Genomic DNA, 19,078 nt, shown 5'->3' on the forward strand with positions numbered 1-19,078 from the left:
ACCCGGCGGCACCCACCGACAACACCGACAAACCGGCCACACCGTACGCCGGGCCCGACAGCACCCGCCGACGGCGCCGCGGCACCTCGGCGTCTTCCGGATTCGATGGTGGGCGGGTGACGGCCGGACGGCTCGCGCGCCGTGTGGCGGGATCGATCACCATCCGACTTCACGCCGAGTCGAGGCCGAGTGGAATATCCCCCGCCTCGCCGCGGCGAGTGCCGGATCGGTTCCGCGCGTCGGAGCCGTCCTCGTCTTCCGGCCAGTGCGTCGCCAGGCCCAGGCGCCGGTGCAGGTCGGGGTCGAGGAAGCCGGTGATCTCGGCGATCCGGCCGCCCCTGAGGGTCAGTACGTTGACCGCGGCGAGCCGAAACAAGCGGGCACCCGGCTCGCGGGTGTAGCACGCGAACCCGGGCTGTCCGTTCGCCGGGAACGGCTTCAGCCGCCAGCCGGCGGCGAACACCCGCTCGGCGAAGAACCGGCCGACATCCTCGCGCCCGTCGAACCACGCGGGCAACGGCGCCATGGTGAGGCGCGCGTCCGCGGCGAGCAGTTCGAGCAGCGCCGGCACGTCGGCACGCTCCCACGCCGAGCCGAACGCGGCCACCGCCGCACGCCGGCCGACCTCGCCGAGCAGCGCCGCCTCGTCCTGCTGCGATGCGGCCGGCAACCGCCGACCGACCGTGCTCCGGGCCCGCTGGAGCGCAGCGTCGACCACGGCCGGCGTGCTGTCCAGGATGTCGGCCACCTCCCACACCGAGAACTCCGGCACCTCACGCAGGATCAGCACCGCGCGCTGCGCCGCGGGCAGCGACTGGAGCGCCGCGACGAAGGCCAACTCCACGCTCTCGCGCCGTAGATACCGGGCGGTGGGGTCCGCGTCGAGGTCGACCCCGGCCGGTTCCTCGTCCGGCCACGGCTCCAGCCAGATCGGCCCGGGCACCGGTTCGCCGAGCCGGGCGGTGTCCCGACGGGCCGGGCCGTGGTCCGGGGACAGCAGTCGGCGGGGTCGGCGGGTACTCGATCGCAGGCACACATCGGTCGCGATCCGGTACAGCCACGTGCGCAGCGCGGCGCGGCCCTCGAAGCCGGTCGGGCCGCGCCGCGCGGCGAGCAGCGATGCCTGCCACGCCTCCTCGGCGTCCTGTACCGAACCGAGCATGCGATAGCAGTACGTGGACAACTCGCGCCGGTATCCCGCCACCAACAGCTCGAACGCCGCTTGGTCACCCCGACCGGCAGCGCGCAACAACTCCGCCTCGGGCACCGCGTCCACGTGGTCCATCGACCGATCATGCCGGCTCTCCGCCTCGGCGCCCGTGAACCGAACGGTCGCCGGGCACACGCGACGACCGGGCCGCACTCGAGTGCCCCCTGGCCGACGCGAGATGATCACCGCATGCACCAGATCATCTTGATGTCCGATCCACGCGTGGCCGCCATCCCGGTGCGGGACTGCGACGAGCCGCTCGTGGACGTCCGCGTGGACGGCTCGCTGCCGGTGGACCCGCGGCAGGAGGAGCACGCCGCCGCTTTCGCGTTCCTGCGTGTGGGCGTGCTCGATCGATTGATCAAGGCCCAGGAGGCGCTGCCGCACGGGCTGCGACTGCTGTTCGTCGAGGGATATCGGCCGCCGTCCCTGCAACGGCTCTACTTCGAGGAGTACGCGGCCGAGCTGCGGGCCGCCAACCCGGACTGGTCCGCCGACCGGATCCACGTCGCGGCCAGCCGCTACGTCTCGCCGCCCGACATCGCCCCGCACAGCGCCGGGGCGGCGGTCGATCTGACCCTGGTGGGCCCGGACGGGCACGAACTCGACCTCGGCACTCCGATGAACGCCAGTCCCGAGGAGAGCGACGGCGCGTGTTACACCGGCGCCGAGAACATCACCGCGACCGCCCGGGCCAACCGCGACGTGCTCGGCACCGCGCTGACCGCCGCCGGCCTGGTCAACTACGCGACCGAGTGGTGGCACTGGTCCTACGGCGACCGCTACTGGGCCCTGGCCACCGGGGCCGAGGCAGCCCTGTACGGGCCTCGCGAACTCGACTGACGCCGGCATCGGGCACCCGAAGACGACGGCGGGTGCCCGCGGACGTCGGCGGATAGGGTTCGTCTTTCGGATCATCCAAGGAGGCGGCACGTGGTCGACATCGGCAGACTCACGCCGGCGGACCGGGCGGACTGGGAGCTCCTGTTCGAGGGCTACAACTCCTTCTACGAGCGCACCTTGGCCCCCGAGATGTTCGACCGGGCCTGGGCCGCGTTCCAGGACGACACCCGGATGCACGCGCTGGGCGCGAAGGTGGACGGCCGACTGGTCGGCATCGCCCACTTTCTCGTGCATGCCAGCACCACGACGCCGGATGTCTGTTACCTCCAGGACCTGTTCACCGCGCCGGAGGCCCGGGGTCGGGGCGTGGCCGGGGCACTGATCGCCGCCGTGGCCGAATGGGCCCGCGAGCGGGAGTGCTCGCGGGTGTACTGGTCGACCCACCAGGACAACACCACCGCCCGGCGGCTCTACGACCGGGTGGGGCTGAACCGGGGCTTCGTGCTGTACCAGATCAACCTCTGACCGCGGAGACCCTCCGCCCGGGGAAGCGCCCCGGCCGCGGAGATGCTCCGATTCGCGCGATCCGACGCGGCTCCCGTGGTCAGAGGCCCAGTTGCGCGCCCAGCACCGCGGGGGCCTCGGCGAGGGACGGGCCGTACCCGGTGAGGTGGCGTCCGCTGACGAGCGCGGTCGGGATGCCCGGGAACGCCTCGGGGCCGTCCTCGGCGTCGAACGCGTAGGGCTCGTCCGGCAGCACCACCAAGTCCGGTCCGGTGGCCAGGAGTTCGTCCAGGGAGACCTTGGGCCAGCGCTCCGCGTGGGTCGCGAGCACGTTCTCGACGGCGAACCGGGAGAGCACATCGGCGGCGAAGGTGTCCCGGCCGGCCGCCATCCACGGGCGGCGCCACACCGGGATGATCGCCCGCCGCGGCCGAGCCGGCGGTACCGCGACCCATGCGGCCCGACACCGGTCCAGCCAGGGCGGGGCGGGCAGCCGGCAACCGTGCACGAGCATGCGCTCCAGCGCCCTGAACGCCTCGTCCAGACCGCGAACCCGGGTCACCCAGACGGCGATTCCGGCCGCACGCAGCGCGGCCAGATCGACGGCGCGGTTCTCCTCCTCGTTGGCCAGGACCAGGTCCGGGGCGAGCGCACGGATCGTGTCCAGGTCGGGATTCTTGGTGCCGCGGACCCGGACCACGTCCAGTTCGGCGGGATGCGAGCACCAGTCGGTGGCACCGACCAGCAGACCGGGCGCACTCGCCGCGACCGCCTCGGTGAGCGAGGGGACGAGCGAGACCACCCGGCGCACGTCGGCCGGCACGGGCACGGTGAGGTCGAGATCGTCACGCATGGCCCGACCCTACGGCGCGAATGCGGCCCGCGGTCCCGCGGGCGGCGCGACCGCAACCCGACGCCGTCGTCCGCGATCCGTACCGCCGCCGATGTCGGGTGCCGGCGGGCCTGCCCTTCATTGGCGATCAAGGTGTCTCCTAGGGTGGCTGCATGACCACGAGCACGGAAAATGGCGCCTCGGGCAGTGCCGGCGACACCGACGGCCACATCGACACCGGACTGTTCGACGCATTGCGGACGGACGCGATAACCGACCTCACGGGCCTGCGCGAACTCTACGAACAACCCGGCGCGGCGGCGGCCGCCAAGGAGATGGACCGACTCACCGAGAAGACCCGGGCGCTGGTCGGCTGCGCGTCGCTGGTCTTCGTGGCCAGCGCGGACGCGCAGGGCCGTTGCGACGTGACCCCGCGCGGCGGGCCGGCCGGCTTCGTCACCGTGCTGGACGACCGCACCCTGGCCATCCCCGACGCCACCGGCAACAAGCGCCTGGACACGCTGCGCAACGTGCTGGAGACCGGCCGGGTCGGGCTGCTGTTCGTGATCCCGGGCCGGACCACGACACTGCGCGCCAACGGCCGCGCATGCGTGTCCGCGCGACCCGAGTTGCTGACGCAGTTGACCGCCGTGGGCAAGCCGCCGGTGAGTGCCCTCGTGGTCGAGCTGGACGAGGTCTACCCGCACTGCCCCAAGGCCCTGCTGCGCAGTTCGGCCTGGAAGCCGGAGGGTTGGCTGCCCGCCGACGCGCAGCCGAGTTCGGCCGAGGTGACCCTGGCCCAGCTGCGGATGCCCGGGTTGACCATCGAGGACATCCGCCAGGCGGAGGCCGACTCGCTCAAGTACCGCTACGAATAGCCCGGCGGGCCGGGGGCAGGACGACCGGCCGGCATCGGGGGTTGGCAACGGCCGGAACCGGGGAATCCGACCTCCGTTCCGGCCGACCTGCCGACCCACCCGATCCGACCCACCGAGCAACGTCCCGCAAAACCCCGCGAGATCCCTGGAGTACGCCCCCGTGGATGCCTTGCCGCCCGCCGACCCCACCCTGCTGCATCCGATGCCGGGGCAGTCGCGCGTGGTCCTGCTCAAGCCGCTGGTGACCTCGCCGCTGATCGACGTCGGCGAATTCTCGTACTACGACGACCCGGACGATCCCACCGCGTTCGAGACCCGCAACGTGCTCTACCACTACGGCCCGGAGCGGCTGGTGATCGGCCGCTTCTGCGCGTTGGGCGAAGGCGTCCGGTTCATCATGAACGGGGCCAACCACCGCATGGACGGGCCCTCGACCTTTCCGTTCCCGATCATGGGCGGATCCTGGGCCGAGCATTTCGACCTGATCACCGGGCTTCCGGGTCGAGGGGACACGGTGGTCGGCAACGACGTGTGGTTCGGCTATCGGTCCACCGTGATGCCCGGTGTCCGGATCGGCAACGGCGCGATCGTCGCCTCCGGCGCGGTGGTGGTGGACGACGTCCCGGACTACACCATCGTCGGCGGCAACCCGGCCCGCCCGATCCGCGCCCGGTACGACCCGGCGGACATCGCCCGCCTGCTCGAACTGGCCTGGTGGAACTGGCCCATCGAGCACATCACCCGCCACCTGCGCACCATCATGTCCGGCACGGTCGCCGACCTGGCCGCGGTCGCCCCCGACGCGGGCGACGCGGGCGAGCGGTAGCAAGAGCGCGCGGCGGCGCCGACGGAGGGCGCCGCGCGCGAAGCAGGGCCACAAAACACACGCGCGGGCACGGGCGCGGCCGCGGCGCAGAGAGTGCAGAGAGTTCAGTGCCCGGGGTCGCCGGCTGCGAGCAGGGTTTCCGCCAGCCGGCGGGCCCGGGCGGCCGGGGCCGGGGTGCGCTCGCGCAGCGCGGTGACGATGGCGCCATCCATCAGGAGGGCGAACTGCCGTGCCTGTAGGGCTGGTTCGGCCACCTCGGCGGTGCCCAGGAGTTGTTCGAGGTAGGCGACCACGCTTTCCTTGTGGGCCGCCGCGACCCGGTGCGCGGGACTGTCCGGGTCGGCGGACTCGACCATCGTGTTGATGAACGCGCAGCCCCGGTAGTCGTTGTGCGCGAACCGCTCGGCAAGTGCGTCGAAGACGGCGAGCGGGTGGCCGCCCAGCGCCTCGACCCGCTCCGCGAGCCAACTCCGCCAGCGCCGGTCGCGAGCCTCCAGGACGGCGACCACGAGGTCGTCCTTGCTCGGGAAGTGCCGATACAACGACGCGCGGCCGACGCCCGACTCGGCCAGGATGCGTTCGATGCCGACGGCGCGGATCCCCTCCGCATAGAAGAGTTCCTCGGCGGTGGCGAGCAGACGGTCTCGGGCTTTGACAGGCACGTTCGGATCCTAACTCCCCTTGACCAAAAACGGTACCGATCAGTACCGTCTGCAAAACGGCACCGATCGGTACCGTTTCTGATCCGCTCCAGACCCACGGGGGTCCGCATGTCGTCCACACCCGCCCCGGCCACCGCTCCGGCAGCCGACCACACCACGCCCGAGGGGCCCGAACAGCCCGACACCGAGGAACTCCTCGCCCGGGTCGCCAAGCAGCTCGGCCGGGTGCCGAACCTGTACGCGGCGCTCGCGAGCGGCCCGGCCGCCCTGGAGGGCTACCTCGCGATGCGCGATCACCTCACCCGGGGTGTCCTGCGCCCGCGCCTGCGCGAGCAGCTCGCGTTGCTCATCGCGCAGGAGAACGAGTGCACCTACTGCGTCAGCGCGCACTCCCTCCGCGGCGGCCTGATCGGACTGACCGAGGAACAACTCCTGGCCACCCGCGACGGGCACGACGCGGACCCGCACACCGACGCGATCCTGGGCCTGGCCCGCGCCGTCGTGCGCACCCGCGGCCGGGTCTCCGACGCGGACCGGGCGGCGGCCCGCGCGGCCGGCGTCACCGACGCCGAGCAGGCCGAGATCGTCGCGCACATCGCCCTGAACACGCTGTCCAACTACTACAACCACCTCGCCCGCCCGGAGCTGGATTTCCCGGAGGTGCGCGCATGACCGGAGCCACGGAAACGGTCACGGGCGCGGCCGCGAACGCCGTCGCGCGCACGACCGGAGGTACGACCCACGGCCGAGGCGCCGCCCCGGCCGGAAGCACAATCACGATCGGAGCAACAGGCATGACTCGCACCTGGCACGACGCGTCCGTCGAACTCGTCGACCACTATTCGGTGATCGGCGCGGACGGCACGCCCACCGGCTCGGTCCCGGCCGCCCGGGTCGCCATCGAGGGCGGTTTCGCACACCTCGACATCCCCGGCACCGGTGTCGTCCAGGTCGTCTCGGCGCCGGCCGTACGGCTGATCACCTATCGCGCGGAGCACGTCGCGCGGTGAATGGACCCGGGCGCGCCGGCCGGTACGGGGGTACGGCCGACGCGCCCGGTCGACACCGCATCTCGACACCGCATCCGGCATACGCGCCGTCGGGGTCGGGTAGTCGCGATGAGTTTTCCCGGCCGCTCCGGTCCACCCTTCATGGACTCGAACGACGACGCACAAGGAGTCACCCCATGACGCCGGACCTGCAACCGCCCGCCGCGGCCATCGCCGGACTCGTGGCCGGGCTCGACGACTCCCGGCTCGACGATCCCACCCCGTGTACGGACTACACGGTCCGCGATCTGCTCTCCCACCTGGTCGGCCTGACCGCCGCGTTCCGCGCCGCGGGCCGCAAGGAGTTCGGCCCGCTGACCGACACCGCCCCCGGCGGGCCGATGCCCCCGCTGGATCCGGACTGGCGGATGATCCTGCCCCGGCAGCTGGACGAGTTGGTGGCCGGCTGGCACGAGCCGAGCGCGTGGCAGGGCATCACCCGAGCCGGTGGGGTGACCCTGCCGGCCGAGGTGATGGGGCTGGTCGCCCACAACGAACTCGTGCTGCACGGTTGGGATCTGGCCCGCGCCCTGGGCCGGGACTACACGGTGGACCCGGCGAACCTGGAAACGTCGCTGGCGTTCCTGACCCCGTTGCCGGATGCCGAGGACTCTCCCGACGCGCAGGGCCTGTTCGACCCCCCGGTGCCGGTACCGGGCGACGCCCCGCTGCTCGACCGGGTGGTGGCCCTGGCCGGCCGGCCGCCGACCTGGCAGCCGTCGACGGATTGACCCGCCCGGGCCGGCGGCGTCGGTGCCGCCGTACCCGACCCGGGCCCTGGGGCGGCCCGGTGGGCTCAGTGGTGGAAGCCCGGTGCCCGGCCCTCGGTCGGCATCGGGCCGGTGAGGCGGTCCAGGAAGGTGACCTCCTCGTCGATGTCGTCGAGGAGGTCCCGGGCCAGGTCCATGCCGAGGCCGTTGCGGACCACGATCCGCTGCACGGTCACGTCGGCGAGGTTGTCGGGCATCGGATAGGCCGGCACCTGCCAGCCCTTCATCCGCAGCCGGTCGGACAGGTCGTACAGGTTCCAGTTCTCGGTGTGGCCGGCCTTGAGCCGCCACGCGAACACCGGGATGTCCGAGCCGTCGCTCCACAGTTCGAACGCGTCCATCGCGTCGATCCCGGCGGCGAGCCGGTGGGCCACGTCCTGGGAGGACTTCTGCACGGCGTGGTAGCCGCTGCGGCCCAGGCGCAGGAATTGGTAGTACTGGAGCAGGACCTGTGCGCCGGGACGGGAGAAGTTCAGCGCCAGGCTGGGGGTGACCCCGCCGAGGTAGCTGACCCGGAAGATCAGGTCCTCCGGAAGCAGGTCCGCGCTGCGCCACACCACCCAGCCCAGGCCCGGGTAGACCAACCCGTACTTGTGCCCCGACGTGTTGATCGAGTGCACCCGCTCCAGCCGGAAGTCCCACTCCAGGTCGGAGTGCAGGAAGGGCGCGATCATCGCGCCGGAGGCGCCGTCGACGTGGATCGGCACATCCAATCCGGTGTCGCGCTGGATCTTGTCCAGGGCCCGGGCGATCTCGCCTACCGGTTCGTAGTCGCCGGTGTAGGTGACGCCCATGATCGCGACCACGCCGATCGTGTTCTCGTCCACGTAGGCGGCCAGATCGTGGCCGTCCAGCGTGCGGTGCTCCTCGCTGATCGGCACCAGGCGGGCCTCGACGTCCCAGTAGTTGCAGAACTTCTCCCACACCACCTGGACGGCGGAACTCATCACCAGGTTCGGCCGGTCGGTGGGCTTGCCCGCCGCGCGGCGGGCGTGCTGCCAGCGGCGCTTGAAGGCGAGCCCGGCGAGCATGCAGGCCTCGGACGAGCCGATCGTGGAGGTGCCGATCGTGTGTTGCGGGTCGGGCGCGTTCCACAGTTCGGCCAGCATCTTCCAGCAGCGGTCCTCGACGGTCGCGGTGTGCGGGTACTCGTCCTTGTCGATCATGTTCTTGTCGACCGACTCGGCGTACAGCCGGGCCGCGTGGTCGTCCATCCAGGTGCCGACGAACGTGGCCAGATTCTGCCGCGCGTTCCCGTCGAGCATCATCTCGTCGTGCACGATCCGATAGGCGGTCTCCGGCAACATCTCGCCGATCGGCATCCGGTAACGCTCGACGGCGACGGCCTCGCCGGGACGGGCGAAGATCGGATTCACCGCGACGACGTGCTCCTGCGACATGAAACCGACCCTTCGTTGCGATGTGCCGTGCCCCTCCACGCTCGACGGGCGGACGAGGCGGCACAACCGGGGCGGACCGAAAGGGTGGGCCGACCCGCTCCGCCGGTGCGCGGACGCCTGCGCACGACCTCGCGGGTGCGCGCGGCGGCGGTGACCACCCTCGCGGTGAGCGAGGTCGGCGACATGCACCGGCACCTGTCGGCGCGGTGAGCGGCGTGGTCATGCCGTACGCGACGAGCCGGATCCACCGGGTGCGCCTGGCCGACACGCAGGTGGGCGCGCCCGCCCGGTCGGCGGGCGCGGGAGCGTCAAGGCGTCGGTTCGGGCGTGCGCGGGTCCCGTCGGGCGATCAGGCGCGCGGTGGGGCCGGTGGGCAGGACGGGCGGCGGTTCGGTGGGCTCCGGCAGCGGCTTCGGCAGCGGACGCGGGGTCCGATCCGGGCCGAACTCCAGGGCGACCACGTGTTCGCGCAGGGTGCGGTCGAGCAGTACGACGGAGGCCGCCTCCGGCACCACCGCACCGCCCTGTACGGACAGCGCCAGCAACAATTGGGCGAGGCCGCGCCGGTGTCGGTCGAAGACCCGTCCGGGAACCCAGCGCCCGCGCTTCCGCTGGCCGGCCAACGCGTCGGCCGCGTCCACCGCGAGCAGCACCAGGTGCAGTTCGCGGCGCTGCCTGGCGGCGGAGCGGGCCAACCAGCGGCGCATCCACGGCCGACTGCCGCAGTCGTGCACCAGTACCGGTCCCCCGTCGCGCACGTGCGCGCGCAGCCGTCGCACGTGTTGCAGGCGCACCCATGGGCGGTAGACCGCGTACGGCAACCATCGGGGCATCCTCGCCTGATACTCGACGTGCGCCGTGCGCGGGTCGATCACCGTCGCCGATCGGGACCAGCGGTCGAGCAGCGTGCTCTTGCCGCTGCCGGGCAACCCGGAAACCACCACGACGGCGCCGGTCGGATAGCCCAACACGGCGGGCCCGCGCGCTCGCCCACGCAGGTCGACGAGCCCGCGCGGATGCAGCGGCAGTCCGGAGTCGGCCGCCGGATCCCGCTCGGCATCCGTCCGGTCCGGCCCCTGCGTCCCGCCCACTGTCGGCTCCCCCACAAGCGCACATCCTCACAGGTCGCACCGCCTGCGGGGCGGCCGGGGCCGCCAACGATAATCATCGTCGACGCCCGCTGTCCCCGACACCACGATCCGGTCGCCGATCGGCTCGGCCGCGCGCGGGGTGGTCCGTACGGCGGGTGCCGGTCGCGCCCGGGTCAGCGGTCCTCGACGATCAGGCCGAGGAGGAGGGCGAGGGCCGGGGCCAGGTCCAGGAGTTGGGCGCTGTCGATGGTCGCGCCGCGCAGGGCGTCGAGCCCGGAGGCGATGTCCAGGGCGCCCGCCTCGCGCAGGTCGACCCGGCTCAGCCGCGCGTTGTCGAGCCGGATCCGCTCCAGGGTCGAACCCGGGAAGGACACGTCGGTCAGGGTCGCGCCGGCCAGGTCCACGTCGCGCAGCAGGCAGTCCACGAAGGCGACCTCCCGAAGCTTGGTCTTGCGCAGGTTGACCGAGTCGAACTTGCAGTGGTGGAAGACCACTCGGCGCATCGTGGCGCCGAATGCCTCGATCCCGGCCAGCACGCAGGCGGCGAACTCGGCATCCATCCACGACGTCTCCACGAGGTCGGCCCCCACGACGCGCACGCCGTGCAGCCATACGTCGTCGAAGCGGGAACGCCGATACCGGCCTCCGGTGAACGTCACCGTCGAGAAGGCCGACGAGGTGAAGGCGGACCCGCCGGCCTCCACCTCCGCGAACGCATCGCCGTCGAAGTGCGCGAACTCGTGGTCGCCGTCCCGGTCGAGATCGCCGTCGAAGGCCACGAGCCGGTGGGCGTACGGCAGTTGGGCCAGTTCACGGGGGCTGCGGGCAGGCATCGGGATCCTCCACGGACGCATCGACGGGACCGGTTCCGGTCGGGCACCCCGCCCGAGACCGGGGACCGGTCGGCGCAGCGGGGGAAGTGCCCCATGCCTATCGCGCGGCACGACGTTTCGCCGAATCGGCGGAAGCGCGGAGGGGGGTCGACGCGATGGCCGCATGCACGGCACGATCGGCGCGACAAATCGCCGTATTCGCCGGCGAAACGACACCTGTAATCTTTGTCACTCGGCGTCATCGGGAGTGGAATTCGCCGCGTGCCGAGCCCCCGCCATTCGCCGATCGGGCTTCCCACCAGGCCCGTTGCCCGCCGACGAGTCGGCGGGCGGCCCCGCACCCGCCCCTCGCGCCGGATTCCCTGAAAAGCGTTCTGCGATCGGACCCCGCTTGGCGCTCGTCGTTTCCCGCGCACCAGGCCCCAGCCGGACGGTGACGATGCCATAGGGTAGTGAGTATCGAATCGATACCGAGGAGTGTGGGTGGCCGTGAACGGTACGGTGACGGCGGTGAGTCGAAGCTCGGAGCATCTGTTCACGAAGCCGAACCAGGGCAGTATCCGCCTGCTCGCCGGGCTCGGCGTCGAAGGTGACGCGCACCTCGGCGTCACCGTACGGCACCGCTCCCGCGTCGCCGTCGACCCCACGCAACCCAACCTGCGCCAGGTTCACCTGATCCACGCCGAACTACACGAGGAACTGGCCGTCGCCGGCTTCACCGTCGCGGCGGGCGAACTGGGCGAGAACGTCACCACCCGCGGCATCGACCTGCTCGGCCTCCCCACCGGAACCCTGCTGCACCTGGGCGCCGAAGCGGTGGTCGAGGTGACCGGCCTGCGCAACCCGTGTCCCCAGATCAACGCCTTCCGGAACGGCCTGCTCAAGGCCGTCGTCGGCCGCGACGAAGCCGGCAACGTCGTCCGCAAGGCGGGCATCATGGCCGTCGTACGAACCGGCGGCGACCTCCGCCCCGGCGACCCGATCCGCGTCGAACTCCCCCCGCCGCCGCACCGCGCACTCGAACGCGTCTGATCGGCAGGCCCGATCGCATCGGGGCGACGCCGGGCGGGAGTTGCCGGCCGAGGCGCCGGGGCGGGCGGCGTCAGGGCTGTTGCTTGCGCTGCGCCATGATCGCGGCCAGTTCGGCCACGAGGTACTCGTCGGTGGCGGCCTTGTCGATCCCCAGGCCGGTGAGCTCCCCCGTGCCGTCCTCCAACTCCAGCAGGGCGAGCAGGAGGTGCTCGGTGCCCACGTAGTTGTGGCCCAGTCGCAGGGCCTCGCGGAAGGTGAGTTCCAGGACCTTGCGCGCCGACGCGTCGTACGGGATCAGGTCGGGCAGCACGTCGCCGCTCGGCGCGGGCAATCCGGCGAGCACCGCCTCCCGCACGGCCTCCGGGGTCACTCCCTGGGCGACGACGGCCCGTACGGCGAGCCCCTGGGGCTCCGCCAACAGCCCCAGCACCAGGTGCGCCGGCCCGATCTCGGCCTGGCCGGCCGCGCGGGCCTCGTTCTGCGCCGCCATCACCACGTTGCGGGCCCGGTCGGTGAAGCGGCCGAAGCCCTGGCTGGGATCGAGGTCGGCCTCTCCGGACCCCTTCGCGACGAAGCGCTTCTGTGCCGCCTGCTTGGTCACGCCCATGCTCGTACCGATGTCCTTCCAGGACGCCCCCGATCGGCGTGCCTGGTCCACGAAGTGCCCGATCAGGTGATCGGCCAGTTCGCCGAGGTGGTCCGAGACGATCACCGCGTCGGACAGTTGGTGGAGGGCGTCGGAATGAGTCTTCTTGATGGTCTCGATCAGGTCGTCGAGCCGAACCGGATTCGTCATGCGCACGGGATTCTCCATGCGTCAACCGTAGGTTGACGATCTAGGTTCGTCAACCACAAGTTGACGATTGGGTCGATGTCCCGATGCCTCTTCTCCGCGCCCGCCGGATCCGCGCAGGTCGGACCGGCGCCGGCGGCGCCGGCTCCGCACGCGGTTCGCGCCGAGCGAGCACGGCGCCGGTCAGGACCGGGCCCCGTCCGTCGCCCCCGTCGAGCCCTGCCCCTCCCCCGGCCCCGCCGGCCCGTCCAGCATCGTCCGGGCCGAGCGCACCTCCCGGCGCACGTCGGTGAGTGCGTCGTGCGGATCCTCGGCGGCGGCCGGCCGCGCCGGTCCGGCGGCCGACTCGCCGGTGCGCATCGAGGCCGCCAGCGCACGCAGTTCGGCGGCCATGTGCGCGGCCGCCTCCGGCGAAGGCGGCGGCGCGCCGTGCGCGGTGCGTACCGCCGCCGCGGTACCGGTGTCGATCACCCGCTCGACCGCGACGATCAGCGGCCACCACGCCGCGGCCCGGGCACCGGCCGGCGGCGGCTCGCCCAGCGCACGCTGGAACTCGGTACGCACATCGGACAGATCCCGATAGATCCGCCGCCGGGTCCGGGCCCGCGCGGCCTGATCGCTCTGCTCGTCGAATGCGCACTCGATGTAGCGCGCGGTGTCCTCGACCGCGGTGGCCAACCGGGCCCCCACCCGGGTGTGCCAACTCTCCGGCCACAACACGTAGCCCGCGACCAACACGATCGCGCAGCCGATCAGGCTGTCCACCAGACGCGGCGCCAGCAGCCCGACACCCTGGTGCCCGAGCAGGTCCGACAGGATCAGGATCAGCGGAGTGATCACCGCGGTCTGGTAGCCGTAGCCGCGCCGGGAGAGTATCGGCAGCGCCGCCGCGAGCACGAGCACGACCGGCACCTCCCACCCGCCGCGCGGCACGAACTCCAGGATCACCCCCGCGACCACCAGCCCCGCCGCGGTGCCCAGCGCACGCAGCAGCGCCCGGGAGAAGACCGAGCCGAAGTCGGGCTTGAGCACGAAGGTGACGGTCAGCGGCACCCAGTACGAGCGCGGTACGTCCACCGTGGACACCAGCGCCTGGGCCACCCCGATGCACAACGTGAGCCGCAGCCCGTACCGCCAGGACTCCGCCGACACCAGCAGGTCGCGCGCGCCGGCGGCCACCCGCTCGGGCAACGCGCCGGGCCGGCCGACCCGATCGGCGGCGCGGTAGGCACCGGCGAGCGTCTCCCGTGCGTGCGAGATCGCGGCGGCGACCGCGCGGTCGGCGGGGTCGGTCACCGCCGCCGGCGGCAACACGCCGGCGGGCACCGTACCCGCGCGGACCCCCGCCGCGATCTCGCGCACCGTGGCCACCTCGGTCTCGCCCACCGTGCGGTCCTCGGCGTGTACCGCGGTGGCCGCCTCGACCAGCAGACCGACCGAATTCAACAGCGCCACCAGGCGAGACATGCCACGACTGCGCCCGGGGGCCACCGCTCGTCGGCCGAGCAGCAGGTCGTACGCGTGGTTGAGGGTCAGCGTCACCTCGGCCCGAGCCGTCTCCCAGTCCGCGGTGCCGGCCGCGGCCAGCATGTCCGCAGTGGCGTCGTAGGCATCGGCCACCGCGACCCGTTCGGGGATGCGCGAGCGCGCAGGCCACGCGAGCAGCGCCATCACCAGCACCAACCCGGTCCCCAGCAGGGTCAGCATCGGCGCCCGCCACCACGGCGACGGCATCGGCAGGCCCGCGCCGATCACCGCCATCAACAACAGGTTCAGGCCGGACGCGGAGGCCACCGCACCGATCGTGCTGATCATCCCGGCGACCAGGGCGACCGCCGTCAACATCGCGACGGCGGACCAGCCGTGTCCGAACTGCCAGCTGCCGAGTGCGAGTCCGATCGCACCGACGATCTGCGGTACGGCGATGTTGAGCACGCGCAGCCGGTAGGCATCGGCGGTGTCCCCGAACACCGCGCCGAGCGCGCCGATGGCCACCAACGCGCCGGACGCGCTGTCCCCGACCGCCACACCGACCGCGAGCGGCGCCGCGATACCGATCGCGGCGCGTACCGCGGCCGCCTTCGGCATCGGGCCGGGGTTGGCTCGCAGTGTCAGGGTGAGCCACTCGGGCGGCGCGAGTCGGCCCGACCGGGCGCCGCCGTCCTCGGCATCCCGCGCACCGTCGGCGCGGCCGCTGCCCTTCGGATCCTCGGGTTCGGTCATGGTCATCACAGGATTCCGAACGAGGCGAGGTGAACGGACAAGGCACGCGGGGCCGGACGAGTACGGCATTCCGCTTCGCGGACCACGTTATCGAGCCCCTGCCACGCAACGACTACCGGCCCGGGTCGGCCCGGGCGAACCGCCGCGCCGGCCCGTGCGGACCGGTGGCCGAATCCCGGGGTCCGAGGAGCGCTCGGCGGACCGGGGGGCCGGCCGACGGCGGGCTTGCGCGGGTGGTCGCGTGGCCGGTCCCACTGCGGAGTGCGGGGGCGGTCGCGTGGCCGGTCCGCCGTGGACCTGCGCGGGTGGCGGCGTATTCAGCCGATCGTGGATTTGCGAGCGTGTACGAAGAGTTGCTCCTCGGGGCCGGCCGTAGGGTGGTTCGGCTGGAACACGCTGATCCCGTGGTGGACGATCTCCAGGCCCGCCGCGCGCAACCGTACGAGCAGTTCCTCGGTGCCGTGGCTGGTCACCCGCGCCCGGTGGCCCAGCCATGCGATCTCCACGCCGTCCGCCTCGGCCGGTACGGTCGCGAACGCGAGCAGACCGCCGGGAGCAAGGCGCGCGCCGAGCCGGTCGAGTTGGGCGTCCAGATCGGCCCGGGGCAGCTGAAGGAACGGAAAGAACGCACACACCGCGTCCCACGCGCCGTCGTCGTCGACCAGATCGCGTGCGTCCAACTGCTCGAACGTGGCACCCGCCACCCGTTCCCGGGCCAGCTCGACCATGGTCGCCGAGACGTCGATGCCGGTGACCCGATGACCGGCCGCGACCAGCCGTTCGGCGGTCGGGCGGCCGGTCCCGGACCCGATGTCGAGCACCTTCGAACCGGGCCCGAGTTCGGCGATCAGCCAGTCCAACGCGGCCTGTTGCTCGGGCAAATCGGCAAAGGCGGTCTCGTAATCGGCGCCGACGGCATCGAACAGGGCGGCGGCCGGGGACTCCGGACCGTGTGCCAGCGGGGAGTGCGAGGCGGGTTCGGGGCTCATGGAGAGGGGTGTCCTTTCGCCGGCGGAACACGGAACGGTGCTGCGGGGGTGCGCGGGAGCGAGAGCGGGGATGGAGGCCTCCCGGCTTCGCCCACTACCGGCGCAGCAGGATGCCCCGGATGAACGCCGCCTGTCCCGCGTGCTGGAGGTCGTCGGCGATAACGCTGACCAGTCGCACGCCCAGGGTCACCGCCGGCGTCCAGGCCTCGTCCACCACCCGATCCAGGTCGGCGGCCGACAATCCGCGCACGAAGCCGATGGTCTGCTCGTGGACCGCGTCGTAGTAGTCGGTCAGCAGCGCCGTCGAGTCCACCCGTACGGCGGCCACCGCCTTGGTGTCGTGCCCGTATCCGATCGCCCGGACCGGGAAGGGCAGTTCGAATCGGCCGTGCCAGTCCTGCGCCGTCCACACCTGTTCCAGGCCCGCGACGTCCGAGACGTGGTCGTCCTGGACCCGAGTCAGATGCCAGATCAACCAGGCGATCGAATTCGCGTCGTCGTCGAGCCGCTCGGCCGACTGCTCGGGGGTCAGGCCCTCGACCGCCTCGTGCACCACCTCGCGCACCCGGCCGAACCCGTCGACCAGTAGCTCCGCGCTGTTCATCGAACTCCTCGTTTGCCGCTCGTCCGCTCGACACCCGGCGCGCCGGCCCACCCGACTGCCACGCCCGACCGCCTCGACCCTGCTACTCCTGCCCAGCCTGCTCCCGGTCGTACACCTGCCGGGCCGCCTCGATGGTCGGGCCGTGTCGCTCGGCCCAGCGGACCAGGCCGGTGAGCGACGCGGTCAGCTCGCGCGCCACGTCGGTGAGCGTGTACTCGACCTTCGGCGGCACGGTCGGGTACACGGTGCGCGTCAGGAGCCCGTCACGCTCCAACCGGCGCAGGTTCAGGGTGAGCACGCGTCGGCTGATCCCCGGTACGGCGCGTTCCAACTCGGTGAACCGGATCGGGCCCTCCGCGATCGACACCAGGATGCCGATGCTCCATTTGCCCGCGACGTGATCGAGCGTGCCGACCACCTGACACGCATTCGCCCAGGTGACCCGGTTCGGGTCGGCTTCGGGCTCCCGATCCCGGTCGCCCTCCGCGGTATTTTCGGCGGCCGGAACCTCTGTGACCTGGACGGGTACATCGTTGTTACTGCGGAACGTCAAGGTGCCTCCTTACGCGAACCGCCATGGTCACAAAGAATCGGCTCAGCGAACAACGAAGCAACCGCCGAGCGTGAGGACGAGAGACCATGAACGCCATCGAAACCCCGCAGAACGAAACCGTCGTGACGGATCCCGCAGGTCCGGTGGGTTCCGCGGGTCAGGCGAGCGTCGCGGATCCCGCGGATGCCTCGGGCCCCGCCGAGGAAGCCCCGGCCGGTCCCCCGCCCCGACCGCTGACCGAGGACGAGGTGCTGGAGATCCTGGCCCGCGAAGGCATCGGCACGCTCGCGACGATCAAGCGGGACGGTCGGCCGCACCTGTCCAACATGCTGTTCGCCTGGGATCCGGCCGCGCGGGTGATCCGTTTCTCCACCACCGCCGACCGCGCCAAGCCGCACCACGTCCGACGCAACGCCAACGCCGCGCTGCACGTGTCGGGCGGCAACGTATGGTCCTTCGCGGTCGCCGAGGGGGACGCCGAGGTCACCGAGCCGACCACGGTCCCCGGCGACGCCACGGGCCGCGAACTGCTCGCCATGGTCCCGGCCGAGTTCCGCCCGGCCGACGAGGCGACCTTCTTCGCCGGCGCCGTCGCGGAGCGCCGGGTGGTGATCCGACTGGCCGTCAGTCGCCTGTACGGCACGGCGCTGGACATCCCGGGCGCATGAGCCGACGCCTGGCCCGTGCCCTGCCGGATCGGTGACTCGGCGGTGGTGGGTGACTCGGCGGTGGTGGGTGAGCGTGCGGTATCAGCCGCGATGCGCTCGGCGGTAGGCACGCGGGGTGGTGTCGGTGAGGGTGCGGAAGTGCCGGCGCAGGGCGGCCGGTGAGGTGAATCCGGTGCGGGCCGCGATGCGCTCGATCGGGACGTCCGTTTCGGCCAGCAGGCGTCGGACCTCGTGGAGGCGGGCGCGGAGCAGGTATTGGAGCGGGCTCAGACCGGTGTGGGTCTGGAAGCGGCGGGTGATGCTGCTGACGCTGGTCCGCGCGTGGCCGGCGATGTCGGCCGGGGTCAGCGGGTGGTGCAGGTTGGCTTCCAGCCAGCGCAGGGTGGGTTCGAGGCCCACGCTCTCGGTGACTTCCCGGTCGATGGTGTCCCGGACGTCGTCGGCGTAGGTGTGCAGCGGGGTGATCAGTTCACGGCCGGTCTCGTCGGCCACGCGCCGGCCGTGGTCGCTGCGCAGCACGTGCAGGCAGATGTCCATGCCGCCGAAGACGCCCGCCGTCGTCAGGAACGGCCCGTCCTCGACCACCGTGCCGAGCGGGTCCACGTCGATTCGGGGATACCGGCCCGCCAGTTCCTCCAGGTACCGCCATCCGGTCGTGGCGCGGCGTCCGTCGAGGAGTCCGGATGCGGCGAGGGTGAACGTCCCGGTCCCGACGGCGGCGATTCGGCTCCCGCGCGCCGCCGCCGCACGCAACGCGGCCGGGACGCCGGCCGGCGGCTCGTCGCGATGACCGTCGTGCCCGGGAACCAGTACGACGTCCGCGTCCGCGAGGCCGTCGAGGCCGAACGGCGTGGCGATCCGCAGCGGGGTCGGGGCACCGGTGGCCCGCAGGCCGGGCGCCGCGCACAGCCTGAGTTCGTACGCCACGTCCGGGTGGTCGCGGCAGGCGGTCCCGAACACCAGGCCGGGGGTGGTGAGTTGATGCCCCGGGACCCCGTCGAGGGCGAGGACGGCGATCACTGACATACCTGGAATCTAGCGCCGCCGTGCCTCGAATCCGCCGGTGCGGCGGTGGGCGGGGCGGCGCGTCGGAGGATCGGGCCGGGCCGGGGCGTGCCGGGTGGGCACGTTGAGGATCACGCCGGGGCCGCGCGAGTGGGTTGTTGGTTGGTTGGTTAGTTGGTTGGTTGGTTGGTTGCGGCGGGGCCGAGTGCGCGGTGGTCGATTCGGGCGGGGCCCAGTACCGCGGTCGCTTGGGACGGCCAACCGCGCCGGGCCGGGGGCCGGACGGCCGGGCCGGGTCGAGTCGGTCCGGCCG

General features: G+C 72.3%; 21 protein-coding genes. 9 read left to right on the forward strand and 12 right to left on the reverse strand.

Features of this window, described 5'->3' with window-relative positions; translation table 11 throughout:
• Nucleotides 1–169 precede the first annotated feature (169 nt).
• Nucleotides 170–1,285, reverse strand: a complete 1,116-nt coding sequence (locus tag ACFZBU_RS16100; protein WP_391584184.1) for an RNA polymerase subunit sigma-70 — start codon at nucleotides 1,283–1,285, stop codon at nucleotides 170–172.
• A 114-nt stretch (nucleotides 1,286–1,399) separates the two neighbouring features.
• Here ACFZBU_RS16100 and ACFZBU_RS16105 point away from each other — a divergent pair, with 114 nt between their 5' ends.
• Both ACFZBU_RS16105 and ACFZBU_RS16110 read left to right on the forward strand, forming a co-directional pair.
• Nucleotides 1,400–2,053 carry a M15 family metallopeptidase gene (locus ACFZBU_RS16105; RefSeq protein ID WP_391584185.1) on the forward strand — a complete coding sequence of 218 codons (654 nt, stop codon included), beginning with the start codon at nucleotides 1,400–1,402 and terminating at the stop codon, nucleotides 2,051–2,053.
• 90 nt (nucleotides 2,054–2,143) lie between these two features.
• Complete coding sequence (locus ACFZBU_RS16110) at nucleotides 2,144–2,578, forward strand: GNAT family N-acetyltransferase (protein WP_391584186.1); 435 nt, start codon at nucleotides 2,144–2,146, stop codon at nucleotides 2,576–2,578.
• Between the two features lie 79 nt (nucleotides 2,579–2,657).
• Here ACFZBU_RS16110 and ACFZBU_RS16115 read toward each other — a convergent pair whose 3' ends face one another.
• Complete coding sequence (locus ACFZBU_RS16115; protein ID WP_391584187.1) at nucleotides 2,658–3,410, reverse strand: helical backbone metal receptor; 753 nt, start codon at nucleotides 3,408–3,410, stop codon at nucleotides 2,658–2,660.
• Between the two features lie 152 nt (nucleotides 3,411–3,562).
• On the opposite strand from ACFZBU_RS16115, the gene ACFZBU_RS16120 reads away from it, so the two are divergent.
• Both ACFZBU_RS16120 and ACFZBU_RS16125 read left to right on the forward strand, forming a co-directional pair.
• On the forward strand, nucleotides 3,563–4,267 hold the full coding sequence (locus tag ACFZBU_RS16120) for an MSMEG_1061 family FMN-dependent PPOX-type flavoprotein (protein ID WP_391584188.1): 705 nt from the start codon (nucleotides 3,563–3,565) through the stop codon (nucleotides 4,265–4,267).
• Between the two features lie 202 nt (nucleotides 4,268–4,469).
• A complete protein-coding gene (locus ACFZBU_RS16125) occupies nucleotides 4,470–5,093 on the forward strand; it encodes a CatB-related O-acetyltransferase (protein ID WP_391584353.1) in 624 nt (207 codons plus the stop codon).
• Between the two features lie 104 nt (nucleotides 5,094–5,197).
• Here the strand turns inward: ACFZBU_RS16125 and ACFZBU_RS16130 are convergent, their stop codons facing one another.
• A complete protein-coding gene (locus ACFZBU_RS16130) occupies nucleotides 5,198–5,755 on the reverse strand; it encodes a TetR/AcrR family transcriptional regulator (protein WP_391584189.1) in 558 nt (185 codons plus the stop codon).
• A 108-nt stretch (nucleotides 5,756–5,863) separates the two neighbouring features.
• On the opposite strand from ACFZBU_RS16130, the gene ACFZBU_RS16135 reads away from it, so the two are divergent.
• The 3 genes from ACFZBU_RS16135 (at nucleotide 5,864) to ACFZBU_RS16145 (ending at nucleotide 7,535) form a co-directional block, all read left to right on the forward strand.
• Complete coding sequence (locus ACFZBU_RS16135) at nucleotides 5,864–6,427, forward strand: carboxymuconolactone decarboxylase family protein (RefSeq protein ID WP_391584190.1); 564 nt, start codon at nucleotides 5,864–5,866, stop codon at nucleotides 6,425–6,427.
• 122 nt (nucleotides 6,428–6,549) lie between these two features.
• Entirely contained in the window at nucleotides 6,550–6,765 is a 216-nt protein-coding gene (locus ACFZBU_RS16140; protein ID WP_391584191.1) for a hypothetical protein, read from the forward strand.
• A 176-nt stretch (nucleotides 6,766–6,941) separates the two neighbouring features.
• Nucleotides 6,942–7,535 carry a TIGR03086 family metal-binding protein gene (locus ACFZBU_RS16145; RefSeq protein WP_391584192.1) on the forward strand — a complete coding sequence of 198 codons (594 nt, stop codon included), beginning with the start codon at nucleotides 6,942–6,944 and terminating at the stop codon, nucleotides 7,533–7,535.
• 65 nt (nucleotides 7,536–7,600) lie between these two features.
• Here ACFZBU_RS16145 and ACFZBU_RS16150 read toward each other — a convergent pair whose 3' ends face one another.
• The 3 genes from ACFZBU_RS16150 to ACFZBU_RS16160 form a co-directional block, all read right to left on the reverse strand.
• Entirely contained in the window at nucleotides 7,601–8,974 is a 1,374-nt protein-coding gene (locus tag ACFZBU_RS16150) for a glutamate decarboxylase (protein ID WP_391584193.1), read from the reverse strand.
• Between the two features lie 308 nt (nucleotides 8,975–9,282).
• Nucleotides 9,283–10,065 carry an AAA family ATPase gene (locus tag ACFZBU_RS16155; RefSeq protein WP_391584194.1) on the reverse strand — a complete coding sequence of 261 codons (783 nt, stop codon included), beginning with the start codon at nucleotides 10,063–10,065 and terminating at the stop codon, nucleotides 9,283–9,285.
• 173 nt (nucleotides 10,066–10,238) lie between these two features.
• Nucleotides 10,239–10,898, reverse strand: coding sequence for a pentapeptide repeat-containing protein (locus ACFZBU_RS16160; RefSeq protein WP_391584195.1), 660 nt, complete (start codon nucleotides 10,896–10,898; stop codon nucleotides 10,239–10,241).
• Between the two features lie 501 nt (nucleotides 10,899–11,399).
• Between ACFZBU_RS16160 and ACFZBU_RS16165 the strand changes: the two genes are divergently transcribed.
• Nucleotides 11,400–11,930 (forward strand): MOSC domain-containing protein, encoded by a 531-nt coding sequence (locus ACFZBU_RS16165; protein ID WP_391584354.1) that lies wholly within the window; start codon nucleotides 11,400–11,402, stop codon nucleotides 11,928–11,930.
• Nucleotides 11,931–12,000: 70 nt separating this feature from the next.
• Here the strand turns inward: ACFZBU_RS16165 and ACFZBU_RS16170 are convergent, their stop codons facing one another.
• The 5 genes from ACFZBU_RS16170 to ACFZBU_RS16190 form a co-directional block, all read right to left on the reverse strand.
• Nucleotides 12,001–12,744, reverse strand: coding sequence for a Clp protease N-terminal domain-containing protein (locus tag ACFZBU_RS16170; RefSeq protein ID WP_391584196.1), 744 nt, complete (start codon nucleotides 12,742–12,744; stop codon nucleotides 12,001–12,003).
• Nucleotides 12,745–12,906: 162 nt separating this feature from the next.
• Complete coding sequence (locus tag ACFZBU_RS16175; RefSeq protein WP_391584197.1) at nucleotides 12,907–14,952, reverse strand: FUSC family protein; 2,046 nt, start codon at nucleotides 14,950–14,952, stop codon at nucleotides 12,907–12,909.
• 311 nt (nucleotides 14,953–15,263) lie between these two features.
• On the reverse strand, nucleotides 15,264–15,935 hold the full coding sequence (locus ACFZBU_RS16180; RefSeq protein ID WP_391584198.1) for a class I SAM-dependent DNA methyltransferase: 672 nt from the start codon (nucleotides 15,933–15,935) through the stop codon (nucleotides 15,264–15,266).
• 94 nt (nucleotides 15,936–16,029) lie between these two features.
• Entirely contained in the window at nucleotides 16,030–16,539 is a 510-nt protein-coding gene (locus tag ACFZBU_RS16185; protein WP_391584199.1) for a DUF664 domain-containing protein, read from the reverse strand.
• A gap of 82 nt (nucleotides 16,540–16,621) precedes the next feature.
• A complete protein-coding gene (locus ACFZBU_RS16190; protein ID WP_391584355.1) occupies nucleotides 16,622–16,957 on the reverse strand; it encodes a winged helix-turn-helix transcriptional regulator in 336 nt (111 codons plus the stop codon).
• A 368-nt stretch (nucleotides 16,958–17,325) separates the two neighbouring features.
• Between ACFZBU_RS16190 and ACFZBU_RS16195 the strand changes: the two genes are divergently transcribed.
• The gene (locus ACFZBU_RS16195) at nucleotides 17,326–17,760 is read left to right on the forward strand and encodes a PPOX class F420-dependent oxidoreductase (RefSeq protein WP_391584356.1); all 435 of its coding nucleotides are present in this window, start codon (nucleotides 17,326–17,328) and stop codon (nucleotides 17,758–17,760) included.
• Nucleotides 17,761–17,841: 81 nt separating this feature from the next.
• Here the strand turns inward: ACFZBU_RS16195 and ACFZBU_RS16200 are convergent, their stop codons facing one another.
• Nucleotides 17,842–18,786: a GlxA family transcriptional regulator gene (locus ACFZBU_RS16200; RefSeq protein WP_391584200.1), complete on the reverse strand. Its 945-nt coding sequence runs from the start codon at nucleotides 18,784–18,786 to the stop codon at nucleotides 17,842–17,844.
• Between the last annotated feature and the right edge of the window lie 292 nt (nucleotides 18,787–19,078).

It is taken from the genome of Embleya sp. NPDC008237 (assembly GCF_042956465.1).
GTDB lineage: Bacteria > Actinomycetota > Actinomycetes > Streptomycetales > Streptomycetaceae > Embleya.